Raw genomic sequence first — 16,396 nt, 5'->3', positions numbered from 1 at the left:
GTCCAATTTTATCGAACAATCTGCATATCCGCGCTTTGCGCAATTAGCAAATCGCTGACCTCTAAAGCCGCGCCGCATCGTGGTCTCACGGGATTGCGATTTGAACATCATTAAGGCCCCACATATGCATGCTTTACCGTTGCGACACGTTGCGCAAAGCATGCCGATGGAGGGCTCGTGAGGAAATGGATCCAACGGGAAAATGGGATAGGTGCATAGATGCCGCCCATGAAATATCCCCGCTCGCGCTCGCTCATTGCCATGATAGGAGCGGGCGTAGCTGCCCTGCTCGCTGTCGTGTTTCTCGCATATGAACCGCTCTCCCAGCCCTCGCCGCCCGCGCGTCAAGAGGCACGGGAAAAGCCGATCCCCTCGCTAAACTGCGTATTCTACGACTTTACGCGCGCAAGCATTGTCGTGGGCTTCGATTTCGCCGCCACCCTGTCGGAAGGCGCGCCGCCGCGATTCGAGGAGCGCGCTAAAGCCTCGCGCGACGGCAATCAATCGATATTCGAAGCCGGAGATCGGCCGGTCTGGGCTTACGCGCAGGACGACGATGGGCACCCAACGATTACGTCGCCTGATGGCGCCACGCGCGTCGTGCTCTATGGATTGAAACTCGATGCGGTTGGGGCGTTTTTCATCGAGGCCGGTCTGCGGAGCACCGAATACCGAAACCTCAACGGGCAATGTCAGCAGGCCAATTTTGGCGGCGCGCTGGCAAGCATGTCGAAGGAAAGCAGCCCCGCTGCCCAATGACGAAAGGGCATGGGGGTGTTCGCGCCACTTTCAGCTCGCGACCTAGCCGATAGGCATAGGCCAATTGACGCCAGCTCATCCTGAGAAAAATTGGAAGCTTTGCCATTGCGAGAGTCCGGAGAAAGGCATCCGTTGCTCGGCCGACAAAAAAACGGCGAACAACGCAAAGGTCGATGACCTCCGGGAGAAAACGCAATGACCAACAAATGGCTCGCTTTCGCTTCCTTTTTACTTCTCTCCAGTGCAGGCGCCTATGCTGACGATTGGGCCAGCAAATTCAAAACGATCGATGCGGATGGCAACGGCTCGATCAGCCGCCCCGAATGGGAGGCAAATGCATCGAAGTTGAAGATTGATCCTGTGCCGACGTTCTCCGCCATGGACGCCGATGGAAACAACAGCATCGACGAACAGGAATGGGCAGAAGCGGAGAAAATGGTGAAAGCTTTCCCTGACGGCTGTAAATCGTCCTCTGAATCGTGGTGCCCAAAGAAGTACTGAGTCCCAATGCTGCGCTTGACTTCGAAACCCGGTTCCGTTCCGGGTTTCGAAACGTGAGCAGGACCGCGTGTCAGCGGTGACCGGAAACTGTTGCCCCGATGACATTAGGCCATGGCGGCAATGGCGGCAGGCCGAGGACGGCGCGCACCGGTGCAAAGGAACGGCGATGAACCGGCGATGCGCCGAGCTTGCGGAGCGCCGCGAGATGCTCCTTCACCGGATAGCCTTTGTGCTTGGAAAAGCCGTAACCCGGATAGTCGCCGTCCAGCTTTCGCATCAGCGCATCGCGCGCGGTCTTGGCCAGGATGGACGCGGCGGCGATCGTCAAACTTTTGGCATCGCCTTTCACGATCGGTTGCTGAGGGATAGTAAGGTCTCTGATACGCCGCGCGTCGATCAGAACATGTTCAGGTTGCGTCCGGAGCCCGTCGACGGCGCGCCGCATGGCCAGTAGGCCCGCCCAATAAATATTGATGCGGTCGATCTCCTCGACCTCTGCGAAGCCGACGGCCCAGGCGATCGCCGTCGTCTTGATTTCCACCGCCAGCCGTTCGCGCGTCGCCGCATTGAGTTTCTTCGAATCGTCGATATCGGCAATTCGAGCGCCTGGCGCAAAGATGACGGCGGCGGCTGAGACCGGTCCTGCTAGCGGGCTCATTCCGGCTTCGTCGACCCCCGCGACGAGCTGCACGCCGGTTGTCCAAAGCGAAGTTTCATAACGCAGCAACTTGCGAATGCGCTGCCCCTCGGACCGGCGATCGAAGCGTCGTCGCGCGATCGCACTCAGGATGGCCTTCGCACCAGGCCGCGGGTCGGCGATGAGCGCCGCCTCGGTTGCCGAATCCAGCGGTCGACGCTCGAGCACATGCCAACGCCGGATTTCGGATAGAACCAACTTCGTCACGATGGCAGCCTTCGGTCTTCTGCACGCACCATTCGGAAAAGGCTGGATCGCAATGCGAACCTAGTCGCGCGCGGGCCGCCGCCGCTCATGAAACCACGGCCGATACTCCGCCATCTTCTGTCGTTGCGCGCCCGACGCCTGCTTCTTGCACGTTGCCGCTTCGTCGCTGCTTTTCGGTGCGCCCCAGCGGCGCTCAACGCAATCGTTGACGTTATACGCCATTTCAAGCTCGGCTGTACGTTCGACCACGTCCTTGAGCGCCAGCTGCCACGGCGAGCCGTCGCTGCGCGTATAGGAAAATTTGCGCGTTGCCAGCTCGGACGCAAGCGTGCTGTCGAGTTCCGCCTTCACGTCGGCAGGGCTCTTGCCCGCAGGCATCGCATAACGCTCCGGCCGCCGCGCCACGCGATCCGGAAACGACCGAACAACGTCGATTGCGATCAGCAGACGAAGATCGCGTGAGGGCGTCGAAAAATCTTCCCAAGCTCCTGTCGTCTCGAAAATCGACGCGCCGTTCGGTATGGCGACTTCGGAGCCGCCGCCACTCAGATACTTCCGGCCATTCTCGACGGACGTGACGCGCGTCTTCACCTGTTCCTCGAGCGCCGTGATGACGTCCTGCATCGCCCGCAGCGGATCGAGAGGCTCAGGGGACATCACATCGTCCATGCGATCGTAAAAGTCCTCGATGCCGAACTTCGATTGCTCGAGAGAAAAGTCACCGTAGTTGGTATCGTTGGCGATCTCGGCGTTCGCGAGACGACGCAGGGTGCCGTTCTTATAGGCGACAATCGGCCGGAAGCGCTTGAAACCCGGACTGCCGAGCGCCGGATTTTGCGCGAACAGGAAATTTCCGTGCCAGAAGCGTTTGCGCGCGACCGTGCCGTCCGGCTGCCCATCAACGGCAAGAAATACGCCTGCCGCATCGTTCGTCTGCGCGATGCGTTTCACAAGGACCAGAACATGTCCGTAAGGATCGGCATAAATCGTTCCGGGGCGCAGCGTGTCCTCTTTCAACGCAACAGGGTAGTAGTCGGTCTTGTCATCGTCCGCCGCCGTTCGTCCGCCGCCCGAGTGCACGGCGTTTGCGAGCGTCGTTCGCAAATAATAGCCGAAACCGGGCACGAGCCCCGCCGGTCTTGACGAAGCACGGACTGGTGCGGGCGTCGCCGCGGCGTCACCGAATAGTCCGGAGATCAAACCGGACTTCGCCGCGGCAACTTTCTGTTCTCCATTATCGACTCGCGGTTCGTCGTTCCGGATACTCCACCATTGCGGGCATTTCGGTGGCTTGCCCCCGCCGCCGCGCGAGCACTTCGAATATCCGAATGGCAATCCCATCTTGAAGGCGAAATAGGCGCGCAGAAAGTAAGGAAGATCGGCGCAATCGGGGCGGATGACCAAACCCTTCCTGTCTTCGGCGAGCCCCAGATGATCGAACAAGACATTTCGAGATTGATCGCGCAGCACGTCGTGTAGCGCGGCCCACGACGGCGCTTCCTCGAGTGGCGCGTCGAAGAGCTTTTCGATCCAGGCCGAATACAGATTTTCGGTCTTGCGGGTCCATGATTGGCGCACAGGCCAGACGCCTTTGTCCGAGCTTTGCGCGGCAGGCTTCGCGGCGCTTCCGACAACGATCTCGCGCGTAATCTTGCTGCACGCCGCTGAGGAATTATCGGAGGTGAGTGTCGCGAGCCATGTTCCGGTGACGGGCTTTGCGATCTCCGCGAACCAGAAATAGGGTGGACCGCCAAGGCGTTTCCTCGACTTGAGGGCGACGCTGCCATCGGGCGCGATCAGCGAAAGCTCACCTTCGAACGGCTTCTCGACGGTGAAAACGACGCGCAGCGACGTGCCCTTCCACGGCGACTGAGGCGATACGAGAACGGCAGGTTGCGCCGTTGCCTCACAACTATCGGACGCCTCCTTGGCGGAGGCCTGAATTACCGGAGCAACAAAGACAAACAGGCTTGCGGCCAATAGCAAACGCCTGGGCGCGGCAGCAAAATGGCGTCGATAAAACACGTACAGTCCCCCCGATGCCGTTCGCCACGGTCATGCGCGCGAAAGCCTTTGCCTCAACAATGGCAGAATTATCACGACACACAATATTGCCGAGCAATAGACCGGAACGATGCCGGAAATGGTGAGAGCAACCACCGAGGCCGTTGACGAACGGCGAAATCGGGTCGGGTGTCACCCGGGCGTAAGCTCGATATTCACCGAGCCCACGCGCGCGAATTCTGTCGAGAAGACTTCCGGAAAAGTGGGAACCGGTTTTCCGATAGGAAGCACGATAAAATAAGGACCTAGAGCCGATCCGCGATGCAACGAAAAGCGGAAAGGCTCTAGGAGTTTCGCGCTTTAGCGCGCTTTCTTGCGCACGAGCTGCCGCGCGACTGCAAATGCATCGTTGAAATCGAGCATCAGCGATTGATCCGTACGCAGCATGCTGCGCAGAAGGCCGGCCTGGGTCTTGTATTTGATATCGCCGATCGCGAGAGGACCGACGGACAGCAATCCGCGCTTCCCGATCGGGCGGCCGAAATCAAACAGCTCGACGCCTTCGATACCCGCCGGAGGTACCGCGTTGACGTCAGCGATCACGACGGTCCGTTTCGATTTTTCGAAGTGCTTCGCTTTCAAGACCTGAACGCCCGCCGCGGCCGCGCAAAGAACGACGTCCGCATTCGCGACGATCTTGCCTTTGTCTGAATCCCGGCCACCCAACACCGGCTTCAGCGTAACGCCGAAGCGCTTCTTGGCGGCGCTGACGAGCGGCTCAAGCGCGGCGAGGCCGATGTGCGAAACAACTTTGACATCGGCGCCACTGCGGGCTGCGATGACGGCTGATGCAAATCCGACGACACCGGTCGCGCCGAAAACGGCGACGCTGGCGCCGTCGAGCGTGCGCGAGGTTTTTTTCTGGTAGACGCTTTCGACACAGGCGACCATCGCCGCAGCCGTGGTGAAAGAGCCGCCAGGATCCGCCAACGCCGAGAGCTGGAACGGCGGCACGAGCGACGTCTTGGCGACCGTAAGCATGTCGAGCGCCATGAGAGCGTCCTTGCCGCCGATGAAGATCGCCGTGCGGCAGCCATGCTCAGGCGGTCGCGAGAAGATGGCGTCTTGCACAAGAGCTTGCGTGTCGTTCAGCCGCACGCCGGTATGAGGAACCACAACTTTGTAGCCGGCGTCGACGGCCATGTTGATATCGAATGGACTCGCGAAGGATTGGGTCGATAGAAAATGCAGAATGGGCGTTGCCGTAATCGGCTTTTTCTTCTTTTTCGTGGATATCGGATTACCGGATCTCTTAATGGGAAGAATGTCGGTCGTCACATCGAGATCGGCAAAGCCCTGGTCGAACTGTGCGACATCATCCATTGGCATCACGAGATACTCCGCTACATTATTCAGCACGTAGGCCGATTGTTTTTATTTCGCGCGTCGCATGAATCCGCTCGCTGCAAGCAAGCAAAGTCATCGCTATGTGGCTTGTGAAAATGCCGCTCCGGAAGGCGGCCGAGCGGGGAAGGGCGTCATGCCGTCGATGCTTTTAGGCATCGCTTCGCTGGGCAATAGTTTTGCCGATTAAAGCGAAATAATGCGTTAAGGCCAGGATGAGTGTTTTTGCGAATTTAATACTCAATACGGAGTAGAGAGAGATTGGAATGCCGCTAAAAAATGCGGGCATCGACATGAATGATTTGCGAATAAGAAAAGATTGCGAAAAAGGAATTAATGGCAGGGCTGAGAAATATTAAAACTGTAGCATTTCGAAAAATGCGCGTCCGTGCTCGTTACCGGCTCGAGCACATAAGGAGCAATCTGAACCCGCAGTCTGCGATCTGGCGAGATCGCGTTGACGATGGCCGAGCCTGACGATAAGCCGCCGAAGATCGAGCCGCCACTGAACCTAGGCGCCGCGACGGCTTGCATGCCGCATTTCCGCTCTCGTTGGCGTAATAGGAACGGCGTCCGATTCGGCACGAATATTCAGAGACAAAAATGAATGAACTAGAGCGCGGCGATAACGCGCCCGCCTCGGCCGGATCGCCGCAAGCGCTGCACAATTTATCATTCGTCGAATTCGTCGTGCTGACGGCGGCGATGATGGCGCTGACCGCGATCTCCATCGATATCATGCTGCCGGCGTTGCCCGAGATCGGCAACGCACTTGGCGTCGCGAGTGCCAACGATCGGCAGCTCGTCGTCATTCTCTATATGGTCGGCTTTGCGGCCGGACAGCTTTTCTTCGGGCCGTTATCCGATCACATCGGCCGTAAACCGGCGCTGATGGCGGGGCTCGCGATCTTTATCGTGGGCACGATGGCCGCCCTTGTATCGAACGAGTTTTCAATGCTTCTCGCGGCGCGGCTGGTGCAAGGCATTGGCGCCGCATCGCCCCGTGTCATCGCGATCGCCGTGGTGCGAGACCTTTACGGCGGGCGGCAGATGGCGCGCGTGATGTCGTTTGCGATGATGGTGTTCATCGTGATTCCGGTCCTCGCGCCGTCGATCGGACAAGCCCTGATCCACATCGGCAACTGGCATTGGACGTTCTACGCCCTGCTGGTGATGGCGACCCTGATTGCCGTTTGGGCCGGTCTTCGTCTGCCGGAAACCGCAGCGCCTGCATTAGGCCTCGAACGTCCAATGAGTTTGCGCAACTCGCTTAAGGCAGCGATTTTCGATCCTCAGACGATGGCCTACGGCGCCGCCGGCGGCTTCATGTTCGGATGCCTTCTTGCCTATGTCGCGAGTTCCCAGCAGGTCTTCGTCGAGGTTTTCGGGATGGGAGCGGCGTTCCCGGTTGTCTTTGGGGCCATCGCGTCGGTGATGGCTGTTGCATCCTTTGTCAACGCCCGGCTTGTCGGCCGCTTGGGTATGCGATGGCTGTCGCATGCTGCGCTTCTGGGGTTCGTCGCGCTATCGCTTTGCCTCGCATGCGCAGCGGCGGCAGGCGTCGCGGGCATCTTGGTCTATGCGGTCCTGCTCGCCGGCGCCTTCTTCCTGTTCGGGCTCATCGCGCCGAATTTCAATGCGCTCGCGATGGAACCGCAGGGTCATAACGCCGGAATGGCCTCCTCGGTGACCGGTTCGCTGTCGACCGCGATCGGCGCTATGGCAGGTGGCTTAGTTGCGCACGCGTTCGACGGTACGGTATTCCCGATCGCCATGGGGTTCGTCGCTTGCAGCCTCATCGCCACCCTCATCATCTACGCCGTTGAGGGTAAACGCAGCTTTTTCGGCCGCAATCGGCGGGCATGATGGCGCTGACCGTAACGATAGCGCTCTGTTGCATCGTGCGCGCTTCGCCAACGCGTTGTATGCTGGGAGCGTCGCGGGTTTCACCGCGCTCGAATATCTCATGAGCCGTACGCATCGGGTCGATAAAAATGCGAATCTTGCTGCTTGAGGACGACGCCAACACGGCGGCCTACGTCTCGAAGGGCCTCGAAGAAGAGGGGCACACCGTCGATCATCTGGCCGATGGTCGCGATGCGGTCGCTCAGGCCGTGGGCGAGACGTACGACGTCGTCATTCTCGATCGTATGCTTCCGGGTCTCGACGGCCTGGCCATCATCAAGGACATCCGCAGCGCCGGGCGTCGTGTGCCGGTGTTGTTCCTGACGGCGCTCGGCGGCGTCGACGATCGCGTCGAGGGTCTGGACGCAGGCGGCGACGACTATCTCGTCAAACCGTTTGCGTTCTCGGAGCTGCTTGCGCGCGTGAATGCGCTCGCACGCCGCCCCCATACCAAAGGCGAAGAGACGCGGCTCAAGGTTGGCGATCTTGAGATCGACCTCGTCAGCCGCAAGGTGACGCGCGGCGGCGACACGATCGACCTACAGCCGCGCGAGTTCCGCTTGCTTGAGGTTCTCATGCGGAACCGTGGTCGCATCGTGACACGGACGATGCTGCTCGAGCGCGTCTGGAGCTTCCATTTCGATCCCAAGACCAGCGTCGTCGAAACGCATATCTCGCGCCTGCGCGCAAAGATCGACAAGCCCTATGGCAAGGAGCTTATTCACACGATCCGCGGCAGCGGTTACACCGTGAACGATGGTGCTTGACGTTGCAGGACCTTTTGAGACGCACGCCATTTCGCTTGGCCGCCGCTTTCTCGCTGTTCTTCATTACGACGGTTCTCGCGCTCTTCACCGTGATTTATCTGGTGTCGAGCGCACGTCTCGTCAGTGACATTCGCGATCGCGTCCGCACGAACATTGAATCGCTGGCCGTCCTCGACGGAGAAAGAACGTTCGACGATCTGGTGACCGTCGTCGCTGAGGAAAGCGAGTCCGTCCGCGATCCCGACTTCATCATCGAACTTGTCGACAAGGACGGAAAATTTCTCGCCGGCAATGTTCGCGGTGTGCCCCAGTCCACGCAATGGATGACGCTGAAGCGCTCAAGTCTCAATTTCTCGATGGATCGCGGCGAGCCGACCGATGAATTCCTCGCGATCTGGAAGCCGCTTGCGAAAGGAAGCCTACTGGTTGGCAGCGACAATAGCGAAGTTAAGCAAATGAAATTATTTTTGCTGAAGCTTCTCGCTTACGGTTTGCTCGCGACGACGATCGCGATCACGCTATGCGCGATCTACTTCGCACGCCAAACTCAGCACCGCATCGACGCCTTCGCAAATCCATTGGCGCGCGTTTCGCGAGGCCAAATTTCCGCGCGCGTCCCGATTTCCGGTCTGCGCGATGACGTCGATCAGATCGCCGGGCAGGTCAACGGCATGCTCGGCAACCTGCAGAAGCTGATCGAAAACGTCAATCAGTCGTCATCCGACATCGCACACGATCTGAAGAAGCCGCTCGGGCGGCTGCGGCAACGCCTCGATGACGCGCGTCGCGAGGCGAAAAGTCCGGCGGATTTTCAATCCGCAGTCGACGCGGCGTTGCTCGAAATCGATTCGATAACGGAAACATTCGACGCCCTGCTTCGGATCACCCAGATTGAAGCCGGGGCGCGCAAGGATAAGTTCGTCGCCATCGATTTGCGCATGCTGCTGGCCGACGTGCATGACGTCTACGACATCGTTGCCGAGGACGCGGGCGACAAGCTGACTATGGCGAGTGACGTCGCGCATCCGGCGGTCGTGCAAGGAGACCCCGAGCTGCTGATGCAGGTGTTCGCAAACCTCGTCGAGAACGCCATCCGCTATTGCCCGCCGGGAACTGAGATCGGCTTGCGGCTGTGTGCTGCTCCGGGAAGCTATCGGGTTGACGTGACGGATAGCGGTCCCGGCATACCGGAATCTGAGCGCGAGAATGTTTTTCGCCGGCTTTACCGCCTGGAGCGTGCCCGCTCGACGGACGGCAGCGGCTTGGGACTGAGCCTTGTCGCGGCGATCGTCGACCTGCACGGCGCTAAGATCGCGCTGGCCGATAATGCACCCGGGCTTCGGGTCGAGGTCAGTTTTCCTGCGAAATCGGCTTGAAGGAAGAATAGACAGCGGGCCGGACGGCTGGGGTTTCATGCGGACCCGGCCCGCTGTCGACGTGCGTAGAGCGGCGAGACGGGATGTCATGAGCTCTAACACGTTTCGTAAACCGGGTATGATCTCCGCCCGGCTTGTTTGGTGGCGGCGCCTGCACGCGCCGCGCGTTCGCTATTTGCTGAGGATGAGCTTTCCAGCCTCCGTGATGCGCAGACGATAATCCTGTCCGCGGTGTTCCAGGATGACCTCGCGCCCGCCCTGCATCAGCTCGCTCACAAGATACCTCGTGAGCGAGCTGCGCTTCTCGGCAGCGTCAGTTCCCCCCGTCGCGACCGGTGCAGGCATATCCATCTTTTCCGACACGTCCTTTTTGCATCGGCCAGACGGCCGGCGCTCCCCACAAAACATGCGCTAATGCAGATAAAGCGCCTGAACGGTTTGAGATTCGAATTCGGCCGTCTGATCCGGCTGCGGGACCGAGTGCTGCATCTGCGTATCCACGAGACAACGGACGGCAAGCCGGGTCCGCTCCGTTGCCTGGCCATTGTTGAGCAACAGCGCGATGCCTTTCTCGAAACCGAGCCGGTCGGCGGTTCGCGCTGCTTTGAGCAATCCGGTGACCGTCAGCTCGTCCGGAGAAACGTGCCGGCAGCCGACGCTGAGATAGGAAAATCCGCTGCCGCGTTCCAGACGAAGCGCGCGCATGAGCGCGGTGACGCGGGCAACAAGCAATGGTCCATCGACGGCGCCGAGCTGTTCTTCCGCGAACCTTATTGCAACTTCCCAGCATTGCGCCGAGGCTGTCGCATAGACGTCGCAAATGCAGCGAAAAACATCGAGGGTGACGTTCTCGATCGATGTGAATCCAAGCTCGCTTTGAAGCGGAAAGCCGAGCGCCTGCCCGGCACACATCGGTTCCTCGTCCGGGTTCGCCGACGACATCGATTCGAGATTTTTAATCTTAAGCATCCGTCGGGCTCCCGGCGTTGGAATAGAAATGATGTGACGGATGATGAGCAGCGGCGTTCACCGCGCTTTCGGGAGAGCGAGCGTCGTCTGAAATATTTGAAAGCATGCGATCGAAGACTGCGACATGCCCTGTGGCAAGGTCCCAGATCATGCCGACGGATGCGGCAAACATCGATGCAGTATAGGCAGCGTTCGATACGTCACGCGCATCGAACCGTTCACCGTCGAGGTGCGAACGCTTCATCGTCTTCCCCAAAGTATCGGGGTTCAAGGCCCCGCAAATGGCAGATGATGCATTTAAGCTAATCTATACTTATGGAGTAAAGTTTAAAGTTGCGTGTTGCCCCCTTCGCCGATCGTTTTCTGAAATCCGTATAACGTCGGACGACTTGAAAACGCTGGGTTTAATTCGCATCTCCCTGTTGCCAGGCAATTGAGGGGGAAGGGCGGCAACCGTCATGTACGTTCGCGACACATCACAGGGTTACGGGGTTGTCTCGCGTCTGTTTCATTGGAGCATGGCCATCGCGATCTTCGCCATGTTCGCGCTCGGCGTATGGATGGTGACGCTCGACTATTACAGTCCCTACTATAACGCTGCCCCGAATTTTCACCGCAGCCTCGGAATTCTTCCCCTGATCGGGTTGCTGGTTCGCTGGCTCTGGCGCGCCACGAACGTCAAACTGTCGTCGGATGATCTGTCACCCTTCGAGCGTAAGGCGGCACACGCAACGCACGGGGGATTATACGTGCTCATGCTCGGGTTGATGATCAGCGGTTATCTGATATCAACGCCTGATGGGCAGCCCATCGACGTCTTCGGCTGGTTTGAGGTCCCCCCAATCATCAAGATGCCCGGCCTCGAAAGCAGCGCCGGATATATCCATCGCATTATCGCTTATGTCGTGATTGCGCTCGCGGTCCTTCACACGCTCGCCGCTCTGAAACATCATTTTGTCGATAAAAGTCAGATTTTGAATCGCATGTGGTTTGGGCCGCCGCGCCCGGCCATCAATCCAGAAGGGGAAAGTCACTGATGAAGATCGTTATGACCGCCTTTGCCGCCGCAGCATTTGCATCTGCGCTGACGACGGTGGCGACGGCCGCGGATTATGTTGTCGACACGAAGAATGCGCATGCGTCGGTCAACTTCCGCATCAAGCATCTCGGGTTCAGCTGGCTTGCGGGACGCTTCGACAAGTTTTCCGGCACGTTCTCTTACGATGACAAGAATCCCGATGCGTCGAAAGTCAAAATCGAGATTGATACAACCAGCGTCAATAGCAATCACGCTGAACGCGATAAGCATCTCCGCGCCGCAGATTTGCTCGATACCGATAAGTTTCCGACCGCGACCTTCGAAAGCACGGGCGTGAAATCCTCGAGCCCGGAAAAGGCGACGATTTCCGGTAAGCTCACGCTGCACGGCGTGACGAAAGACGTCGTGATCGAGGCGCAGCGCGTCGGCGGCGGCAAGGATCCGTGGGGCGGCTATCGCGACGGCTTCACCGGAACGACGACGCTGAAGCTCGCGGACTTCGGCATCTCGCGCGATCTCGGACCGTTTTCGAAGGAAGTCGAGCTGACGCTCGACGTCGAAGGCATCAAGCAGTAATCACCACCTGAAGACGGCGGCGCCGCCTGTCAGTCCGGCCCCCGCCGCCGTCATCAGAACGATATCGCCTTGCTTATAAGCGTGCTCTTGCGCCGACGCCGACAGTGTCAGAGGTATCGTCGCGGCTGAGCTGTTTCCGAACTCCGCGACGGTCGTCCGAAGACTTTCGGGCTTCACGCCAATCTGATGCGCGACGGTCTCCATCATGCGCGCATTGGCCTGATGCGGAATGAAGTGTTCGACGTCCGCAGCCGCGATGCCGGCTTTTAGAAGCGCGATTTCTGCGGCATTCGTCATCATCGCCACGGCTTTGCTGTAAACCGCTTGCCCGTCCGACAGGATCATCAGCGTTTCGCTGGCATCGAGATCGCGCGTGAATGGCTTGCGGCTGCCGCCAGCCGCGATTGAGATAAGATCATAGTGCTCGCCCTGCGCGGCAAGATGCGCGCCAACGACGCCGCTGTCGTCACGCGGGCTCGGCGCCAGCAGCACGGCGCCCGCCGCATCCGCGAACAACACGCTGCTCGCCCGCTCGGCCGCATTGATACGGCGCGAAAGGATGTTGGCGGCAATGACGAGGACCGTTGTGCCTTGGCTGCGCACAAAGCTGTCCGCCAGCGTCAATGCATACATGAAACCGGCACAGGCACCGGCCATGTCGATGCCTCCGGAATTGGTGAGGCCGAGACGGTGCGCAACAAGCGGCGCAGTCGGCGGCAAGAGATGATCGGGCGTCGACGTCGCCAGCAAAAGCAGGCCGATGTCCTCGCGAGCAAGCCCGGCGCGCGTGATCGCCATGTCGCCGGCGCGGATCGCAAGATCGGACAGTGCCTGATCGTTCGCCGCGTACCGTCGCGCATCGATGCCGGTGCGCCGCTTGATCCATCCGGCGTCGAGGCCGAGACGCGCTTCGAGTTCGGCGTTCGGAACAATGCGCTCCGGCGCATAATGACCAAGCCCGATGATTTCGACGCCGCTCATGGCCGAACCTCATCAGCAACTTCGGAAACGGCCGCGTAGACGCCATTCAAATCGTCGGCTGTCGCGCAATAGGGTGGCATGACATAGATCGTCGCGCCGAGCGGCCTCAGCAGAACGTTGCGATCGAGAAGTTTCCGCCGCAGCGAGAGCGCTACGTCCGCGAGATAACCCGTCCCCGCCCCTCGGAATTCGAATGCCGCGATCGTCCCGATCTGGCGAGCATTCTCAAATCTCGGATCATTTGCGATCTGCGCGACACACGCCGCCTGCGCTTTCGCTATCGCGCCAATGCGCGCCAGGACAGGTTCGCTGCGCCAGATGTCGAGGTTTGCAACCGCCGCCGCGCACGCGATCGGGTTCGCGGTATAGGAACTCGAATGAAAGAACATGCGCGAACGGTCTTGTGAATAATGCGCATCGAATATCGCACTGGTGCACAGCGTCGCCGCAAGCGGAATGGAACCGCCCGTTATGCCCTTTGCGACGCAGATGATATCCGGCGCAATGTTCGCCTGCGCCGACGCAAATAACGTTCCCGTGCGCCCGAACGCCGTCATCACCTCGTCGGCGACGAAGAGAACGTCATGACGCTTGCAGATGCGGTGCATTTCGGTGAGCGTCGCGGCGTCGTAGATCAGCATTCCGCCCGCGCCGAGGATCAACGGCTCGCAAATGAATGCGGCGACGTCGCCCGCGCGGCAGGCACGTTCGAGCGCGTCGAACGTCTGTTGCTCCGCGCCCTTTGCGGGAAACGGAATGCGGCCGACGTCGAACAGCAGCGGCTCATACGCCGCGTTGAATACGCCACGCTCACCCGCCGACATCGTACCGATCGTGTCGCCGTGATAGGCATGTTCGAGCGCAAGAATGCGCGTGCGCGCCTTGCCGGTATTCTTCCAATACCCGAGCGCCATCTTCAGCGCGACTTCGACCGACGTCGAACCGCTGTCGGAAAAGAAAACATGGCGGAGCCCATCCGGCGCGATGTCAATCAATCCGCGCGCAACTGCTTCCGCAGGCTCATGCGTAAAGCCCGCGAAGATCACCTGATCGAGTTTTCCGGCCTGCTCTTGAATGGCGCGCACGATCTTCGGATGACGGTGGCCATGCGTGATGACCCACCACGACGAAATGCCGTCGAAAATGCGCCGGCCATCGGCGGTTTCGAGCCACGCGCCGTCCGCACGCGCGATTGCGCGCATGTCCGGTTCGAGACCGTGCTGCGTGAAGGGATGCCAGACGGGCGAACGGCTCATGGTCCCGAGGCTCCGACACCCAAAATGTTCGCAACGGAAAAGTTCGCCGCAAAAGCGCGACGGAGCGTTTCGCGGTTCAAGTCGGAAATCCGTGGCAGCCGCCCGAGCCGCCGCACGCCGCCGAACGCCGGGATGACGGTTTCCGTATCCGGAATTTCCTCTCCGATGAAAGCGATGCCGAGAATGGGGATCGCACGTCGCTTCAGTGCCTCAATCGATAGAAGCGAATGATTGATCGTTCCGAGGCGCGTGGAACTGCACAGGAGCACGGGAATCTTCCACTCCGCAAGCAGATCAATTTGTAATAGACGTCGCGTCAGCGGTACATCGAGACCTCCGGCAAGCTCGATCACCAGCGGCGCCGGATGGTCCTGCGGGCGCAAACGCGTCGTATCGATTTCGATGCCGTCACGTTCCGCAGCAAAGTGCGGCGATGCCGGCGTGTTGAGCCGGTAGGCTTCGGGGAGAATGCGCGACGCCGGAAGCCCGCTCAACCGCGCGACGGTTTCCGAGTCCGTTTCTGCCGCAAGGCCCGCCTGAATCGGTTTCCAGTAATAGCCGTCGAGCGCTTGCACCAGCGCGGCAGAAAAAATCGTTTTGCCGATACCGGTGTCGGTCCCGGCGACGACGATACGCGTGCTCATGCGGCGACCTCAGCTTCGGCGGCAACAAGATCGCTGATCAGGCGTGAAAGAACGGCTTCGTCGGTATTGAGCGTGATAGTCATGCGTAGCCGGGCAGTGCCTTCCGGCACGGTCGGCGGCCGGATGGCGCGAATATCGTAGCCGTGCGCCTTCATCGCGGCAGCGAGCGCCAGGGCAGAGCTGTCGGCACCAACGATGATCGGCTGGATTTGCGAGCACGACGGCACGAAGCGCGTTTTCGATTTCAATTCGCGCTCCGCGAAGCCGATCAGTCGATGCAACTTTTCACGCCGCTGCGGCTCGTTCTTGCAAATCTGAAGCGCCGCGCGAACGGCGGCGGCAACGAGCGGCGACGGCGCGGTCGCATAAATGAAAGCGCGGGCGCGATTGACCAGAAAATCCCGCATCGTCTTCGGCGCCAGCACCAGCGCGCCCATGACGCCAAGCGCCTTGCCGCAGGTGTGCAGCGTGATGATGTTGGCAGCGCCTTCGAGATGCGCCGCAAGGCCTCGACCCTCGGGGCCGAAGACGCCCGTCGCGTGCGCTTCATCGACGATCAGCACCGCATCGTAGCGCGCTGCAATCCCGGCAAGATCGTCAATCGGAGCCCGGTCTCCGTCCATGCTGTACAGACTCTCGACGACGATCCACGGTTGCCCGGTGCCGCCCGCCGCGCGCCAGGTTTTGATCGCGTCTTCGATGCTTTGCGGATCGTTGTGCCGGGCCGCGGTCGCCTCGGTTTTCGACAGACGCATGCCGTCGTGCACGCTCGCATGAATAAGCTCGTCGTAGACGATCAGATCTCCGCGAGACGGCAGCGTCGCCATCAGCGCCGTGTTCGCGATGAACCCGCCGCCGAAGAACAGCGCCGTTTCCGCACCGAAAAATCGCGCAGCCTCCGCCTCGAGCGCCTCATGCTCCGGATGGTTGCCGCGCAGCAGGCGTGAGCCTCCGGCACCGACCGGCACGCCGCGTTCGATCGCGGCGACAACCGCGTCCGCAAGCTCCTGCGATTGCGCCAGGCCGAGATAATCATTCGATGTGAAATCGATCCCGGCCGGCGTGTCGAGCGATCTCAGTCGGCCACGGCGCAGCAAGGCGTCGAGGGCACGCTCATGATTGGAGGGCATCCTGTCGACCCGCGCAAGCCGCGGGCTCATGGTCTTGAGTTGAATCGGTGTCGAGTTCGAGCGGTGCGAGACCAAGCTTGGCGAAGAGGCGGCTGTCCTTGTCTTCGCCGGGGTTGTCGGCCGTCAGCAGCGTGTCGCCGACGAAGATCGAGTTGGCGCCCGCGAAGAAGCACAGCGCCTG

Annotated in this window: 17 protein-coding genes and 1 pseudogene; 7 read left to right on the top strand and 11 right to left on the bottom strand. The window is 60.1% G+C overall.

Annotation, left to right across the window (positions count from 1 at the left end; all coding sequences use genetic code 11):
• The first annotated feature begins 228 nt into the window (after positions 1-228).
• Together WC026_RS03220 and WC026_RS03215 are read left to right on the top strand one after the other, a co-directional pair.
• Complete coding sequence (locus tag WC026_RS03220) at positions 229-759, top strand: hypothetical protein (protein ID WP_372709364.1); 531 nt, start codon at positions 229-231, stop codon at positions 757-759.
• 195 nt (positions 760-954) lie between these two features.
• Positions 955-1,260 (top strand): hypothetical protein, encoded by a 306-nt coding sequence (locus WC026_RS03215; RefSeq protein WP_372709363.1) that lies wholly within the window; start codon positions 955-957, stop codon positions 1,258-1,260.
• Between the two features lie 70 nt (positions 1,261-1,330).
• Here WC026_RS03215 and WC026_RS03210 read toward each other — a convergent pair whose 3' ends face one another.
• The 3 genes from WC026_RS03210 to WC026_RS03200 all read right to left on the bottom strand — a co-directional run bounded on the left by WC026_RS03210 (position 1,331) and on the right by WC026_RS03200 (position 5,557).
• Entirely contained in the window at positions 1,331-2,164 is an 834-nt protein-coding gene (locus tag WC026_RS03210; RefSeq protein ID WP_372709362.1) for a ribonuclease HII, read from the bottom strand.
• Positions 2,165-2,224: 60 nt separating this feature from the next.
• On the bottom strand, positions 2,225-4,189 hold the full coding sequence (locus tag WC026_RS03205; RefSeq protein WP_372709361.1) for a hypothetical protein: 1,965 nt from the start codon (positions 4,187-4,189) through the stop codon (positions 2,225-2,227).
• A 339-nt stretch (positions 4,190-4,528) separates the two neighbouring features.
• Positions 4,529-5,557 carry an NAD(P)-dependent methylenetetrahydromethanopterin dehydrogenase gene (locus WC026_RS03200; protein ID WP_372709360.1) on the bottom strand — a complete coding sequence of 343 codons (1,029 nt, stop codon included), beginning with the start codon at positions 5,555-5,557 and terminating at the stop codon, positions 4,529-4,531.
• A 618-nt stretch (positions 5,558-6,175) separates the two neighbouring features.
• Here WC026_RS03200 and WC026_RS03195 point away from each other — a divergent pair.
• The 3 genes from WC026_RS03195 to WC026_RS03185 all read left to right on the top strand — a co-directional run bounded on the left by WC026_RS03195 (position 6,176) and on the right by WC026_RS03185 (position 9,620).
• Positions 6,176-7,438, top strand: coding sequence for a multidrug effflux MFS transporter (locus tag WC026_RS03195; protein ID WP_372709359.1), 1,263 nt, complete (start codon positions 6,176-6,178; stop codon positions 7,436-7,438).
• Between the two features lie 128 nt (positions 7,439-7,566).
• Entirely contained in the window at positions 7,567-8,244 is a 678-nt protein-coding gene (locus WC026_RS03190) for a winged helix-turn-helix domain-containing protein (RefSeq protein WP_372709358.1), read from the top strand.
• Between the two features lie 35 nt (positions 8,245-8,279).
• Positions 8,280-9,620 carry an ATP-binding protein gene (locus WC026_RS03185; RefSeq protein ID WP_372709357.1) on the top strand — a complete coding sequence of 447 codons (1,341 nt, stop codon included), beginning with the start codon at positions 8,280-8,282 and terminating at the stop codon, positions 9,618-9,620.
• Between the two features lie 171 nt (positions 9,621-9,791).
• Here the strand turns inward: WC026_RS03185 and hemP are convergent, their stop codons facing one another.
• From hemP to WC026_RS03170, 3 genes are all read right to left on the bottom strand, one after another.
• On the bottom strand, positions 9,792-9,965 hold the full coding sequence (gene hemP / locus WC026_RS03180; protein WP_372709356.1) for a hemin uptake protein HemP: 174 nt from the start codon (positions 9,963-9,965) through the stop codon (positions 9,792-9,794).
• A 66-nt stretch (positions 9,966-10,031) separates the two neighbouring features.
• Complete coding sequence (locus tag WC026_RS03175; RefSeq protein WP_372709355.1) at positions 10,032-10,589, bottom strand: hypothetical protein; 558 nt, start codon at positions 10,587-10,589, stop codon at positions 10,032-10,034.
• A complete protein-coding gene (locus tag WC026_RS03170) occupies positions 10,582-10,833 on the bottom strand; it encodes a hypothetical protein (RefSeq protein WP_372709354.1) in 252 nt (83 codons plus the stop codon). Before WC026_RS03170 ends, WC026_RS03175 begins: the two co-directional genes overlap by 8 nt.
• A gap of 214 nt (positions 10,834-11,047) precedes the next feature.
• Between WC026_RS03170 and WC026_RS03165 the strand changes: the two genes are divergently transcribed.
• Both WC026_RS03165 and WC026_RS03160 read left to right on the top strand, forming a co-directional pair.
• Positions 11,048-11,626: a cytochrome b gene (locus tag WC026_RS03165; protein ID WP_372709353.1), complete on the top strand. Its 579-nt coding sequence runs from the start codon at positions 11,048-11,050 to the stop codon at positions 11,624-11,626.
• Entirely contained in the window at positions 11,626-12,204 is a 579-nt protein-coding gene (locus WC026_RS03160) for a YceI family protein (protein ID WP_372709352.1), read from the top strand. Before WC026_RS03165 ends, WC026_RS03160 begins: the two co-directional genes overlap by 1 nt.
• Here WC026_RS03160 and WC026_RS03155 read toward each other — a convergent pair whose 3' ends face one another.
• The 5 genes and pseudogenes from WC026_RS03155 to WC026_RS03135 all read right to left on the bottom strand — a co-directional run.
• Positions 12,205-13,185 (bottom strand): beta-ketoacyl-ACP synthase III, encoded by a 981-nt coding sequence (locus WC026_RS03155; RefSeq protein WP_372709351.1) that lies wholly within the window; start codon positions 13,183-13,185, stop codon positions 12,205-12,207.
• Positions 13,182-14,441, bottom strand: a complete 1,260-nt coding sequence (locus WC026_RS03150) for an adenosylmethionine--8-amino-7-oxononanoate transaminase (protein WP_372709350.1) — start codon at positions 14,439-14,441, stop codon at positions 13,182-13,184. The genes WC026_RS03155 and WC026_RS03150 overlap by 4 nt, the downstream gene beginning before the upstream one ends.
• Complete coding sequence (gene bioD, locus WC026_RS03145) at positions 14,438-15,085, bottom strand: dethiobiotin synthase (protein WP_372709349.1); 648 nt, start codon at positions 15,083-15,085, stop codon at positions 14,438-14,440. The genes WC026_RS03150 and bioD overlap by 4 nt, the downstream gene beginning before the upstream one ends.
• The gene (locus WC026_RS03140; protein ID WP_372709348.1) at positions 15,082-16,215 is read right to left on the bottom strand and encodes an 8-amino-7-oxononanoate synthase; all 1,134 of its coding nucleotides are present in this window, start codon (positions 16,213-16,215) and stop codon (positions 15,082-15,084) included. The genes bioD and WC026_RS03140 overlap by 4 nt, the downstream gene beginning before the upstream one ends.
• Positions 16,199-16,396 (bottom strand): annotated as a pseudogene (locus WC026_RS03135) (biotin synthase); the annotation flags it as partial. The gene WC026_RS03140 and the pseudogene WC026_RS03135, both read right to left, overlap by 17 nt.

Source organism: Hyphomicrobium sp., assembly GCF_041674905.1.
GTDB lineage: Bacteria > Pseudomonadota > Alphaproteobacteria > Rhizobiales > Hyphomicrobiaceae > Hyphomicrobium_B.
Note: the sequence above shows the minus strand (reverse complement) of the source record. Positions and strands in the feature narration are given on the sequence as shown.

What these genes read in the sequence shown, in the direction of transcription:
- WC026_RS03170 (WP_372709354.1), bottom strand. Translation starts at nt 10,833, where the DNA reads ATGAAGCGTTCGCACCTCGACGGTGAACGGTTCGATGCGCGTGACGTA.
- hemP (WP_372709356.1), bottom strand. Translation starts at nt 9,965, where the DNA reads ATGCCTGCACCGGTCGCGACGGGGGGAACTGACGCTGCCGAGAAGCGC.
- WC026_RS03165 (WP_372709353.1), top strand. Translation starts at nt 11,048, where the DNA reads ATGTACGTTCGCGACACATCACAGGGTTACGGGGTTGTCTCGCGTCTG.
- WC026_RS03215 (WP_372709363.1), top strand. Translation starts at nt 955, where the DNA reads ATGACCAACAAATGGCTCGCTTTCGCTTCCTTTTTACTTCTCTCCAGT.
- WC026_RS03220 (WP_372709364.1), top strand. Translation starts at nt 229, where the DNA reads ATGAAATATCCCCGCTCGCGCTCGCTCATTGCCATGATAGGAGCGGGC.
- WC026_RS03160 (WP_372709352.1), top strand. Translation starts at nt 11,626, where the DNA reads ATGAAGATCGTTATGACCGCCTTTGCCGCCGCAGCATTTGCATCTGCG.
- WC026_RS03190 (WP_372709358.1), top strand. Translation starts at nt 7,567, where the DNA reads ATGCGAATCTTGCTGCTTGAGGACGACGCCAACACGGCGGCCTACGTC.
- bioD (WP_372709349.1), bottom strand. Translation starts at nt 15,085, where the DNA reads ATGAGCACGCGTATCGTCGTCGCCGGGACCGACACCGGTATCGGCAAA.
- WC026_RS03155 (WP_372709351.1), bottom strand. Translation starts at nt 13,185, where the DNA reads ATGAGCGGCGTCGAAATCATCGGGCTTGGTCATTATGCGCCGGAGCGC.
- WC026_RS03195 (WP_372709359.1), top strand. Translation starts at nt 6,176, where the DNA reads ATGAATGAACTAGAGCGCGGCGATAACGCGCCCGCCTCGGCCGGATCG.
- WC026_RS03150 (WP_372709350.1), bottom strand. Translation starts at nt 14,441, where the DNA reads ATGAGCCGTTCGCCCGTCTGGCATCCCTTCACGCAGCACGGTCTCGAA.
- WC026_RS03140 (WP_372709348.1), bottom strand. Translation starts at nt 16,215, where the DNA reads ATGCCCTCCAATCATGAGCGTGCCCTCGACGCCTTGCTGCGCCGTGGC.
- WC026_RS03200 (WP_372709360.1), bottom strand. Translation starts at nt 5,557, where the DNA reads ATGCCAATGGATGATGTCGCACAGTTCGACCAGGGCTTTGCCGATCTC.
- WC026_RS03175 (WP_372709355.1), bottom strand. Translation starts at nt 10,589, where the DNA reads ATGCTTAAGATTAAAAATCTCGAATCGATGTCGTCGGCGAACCCGGAC.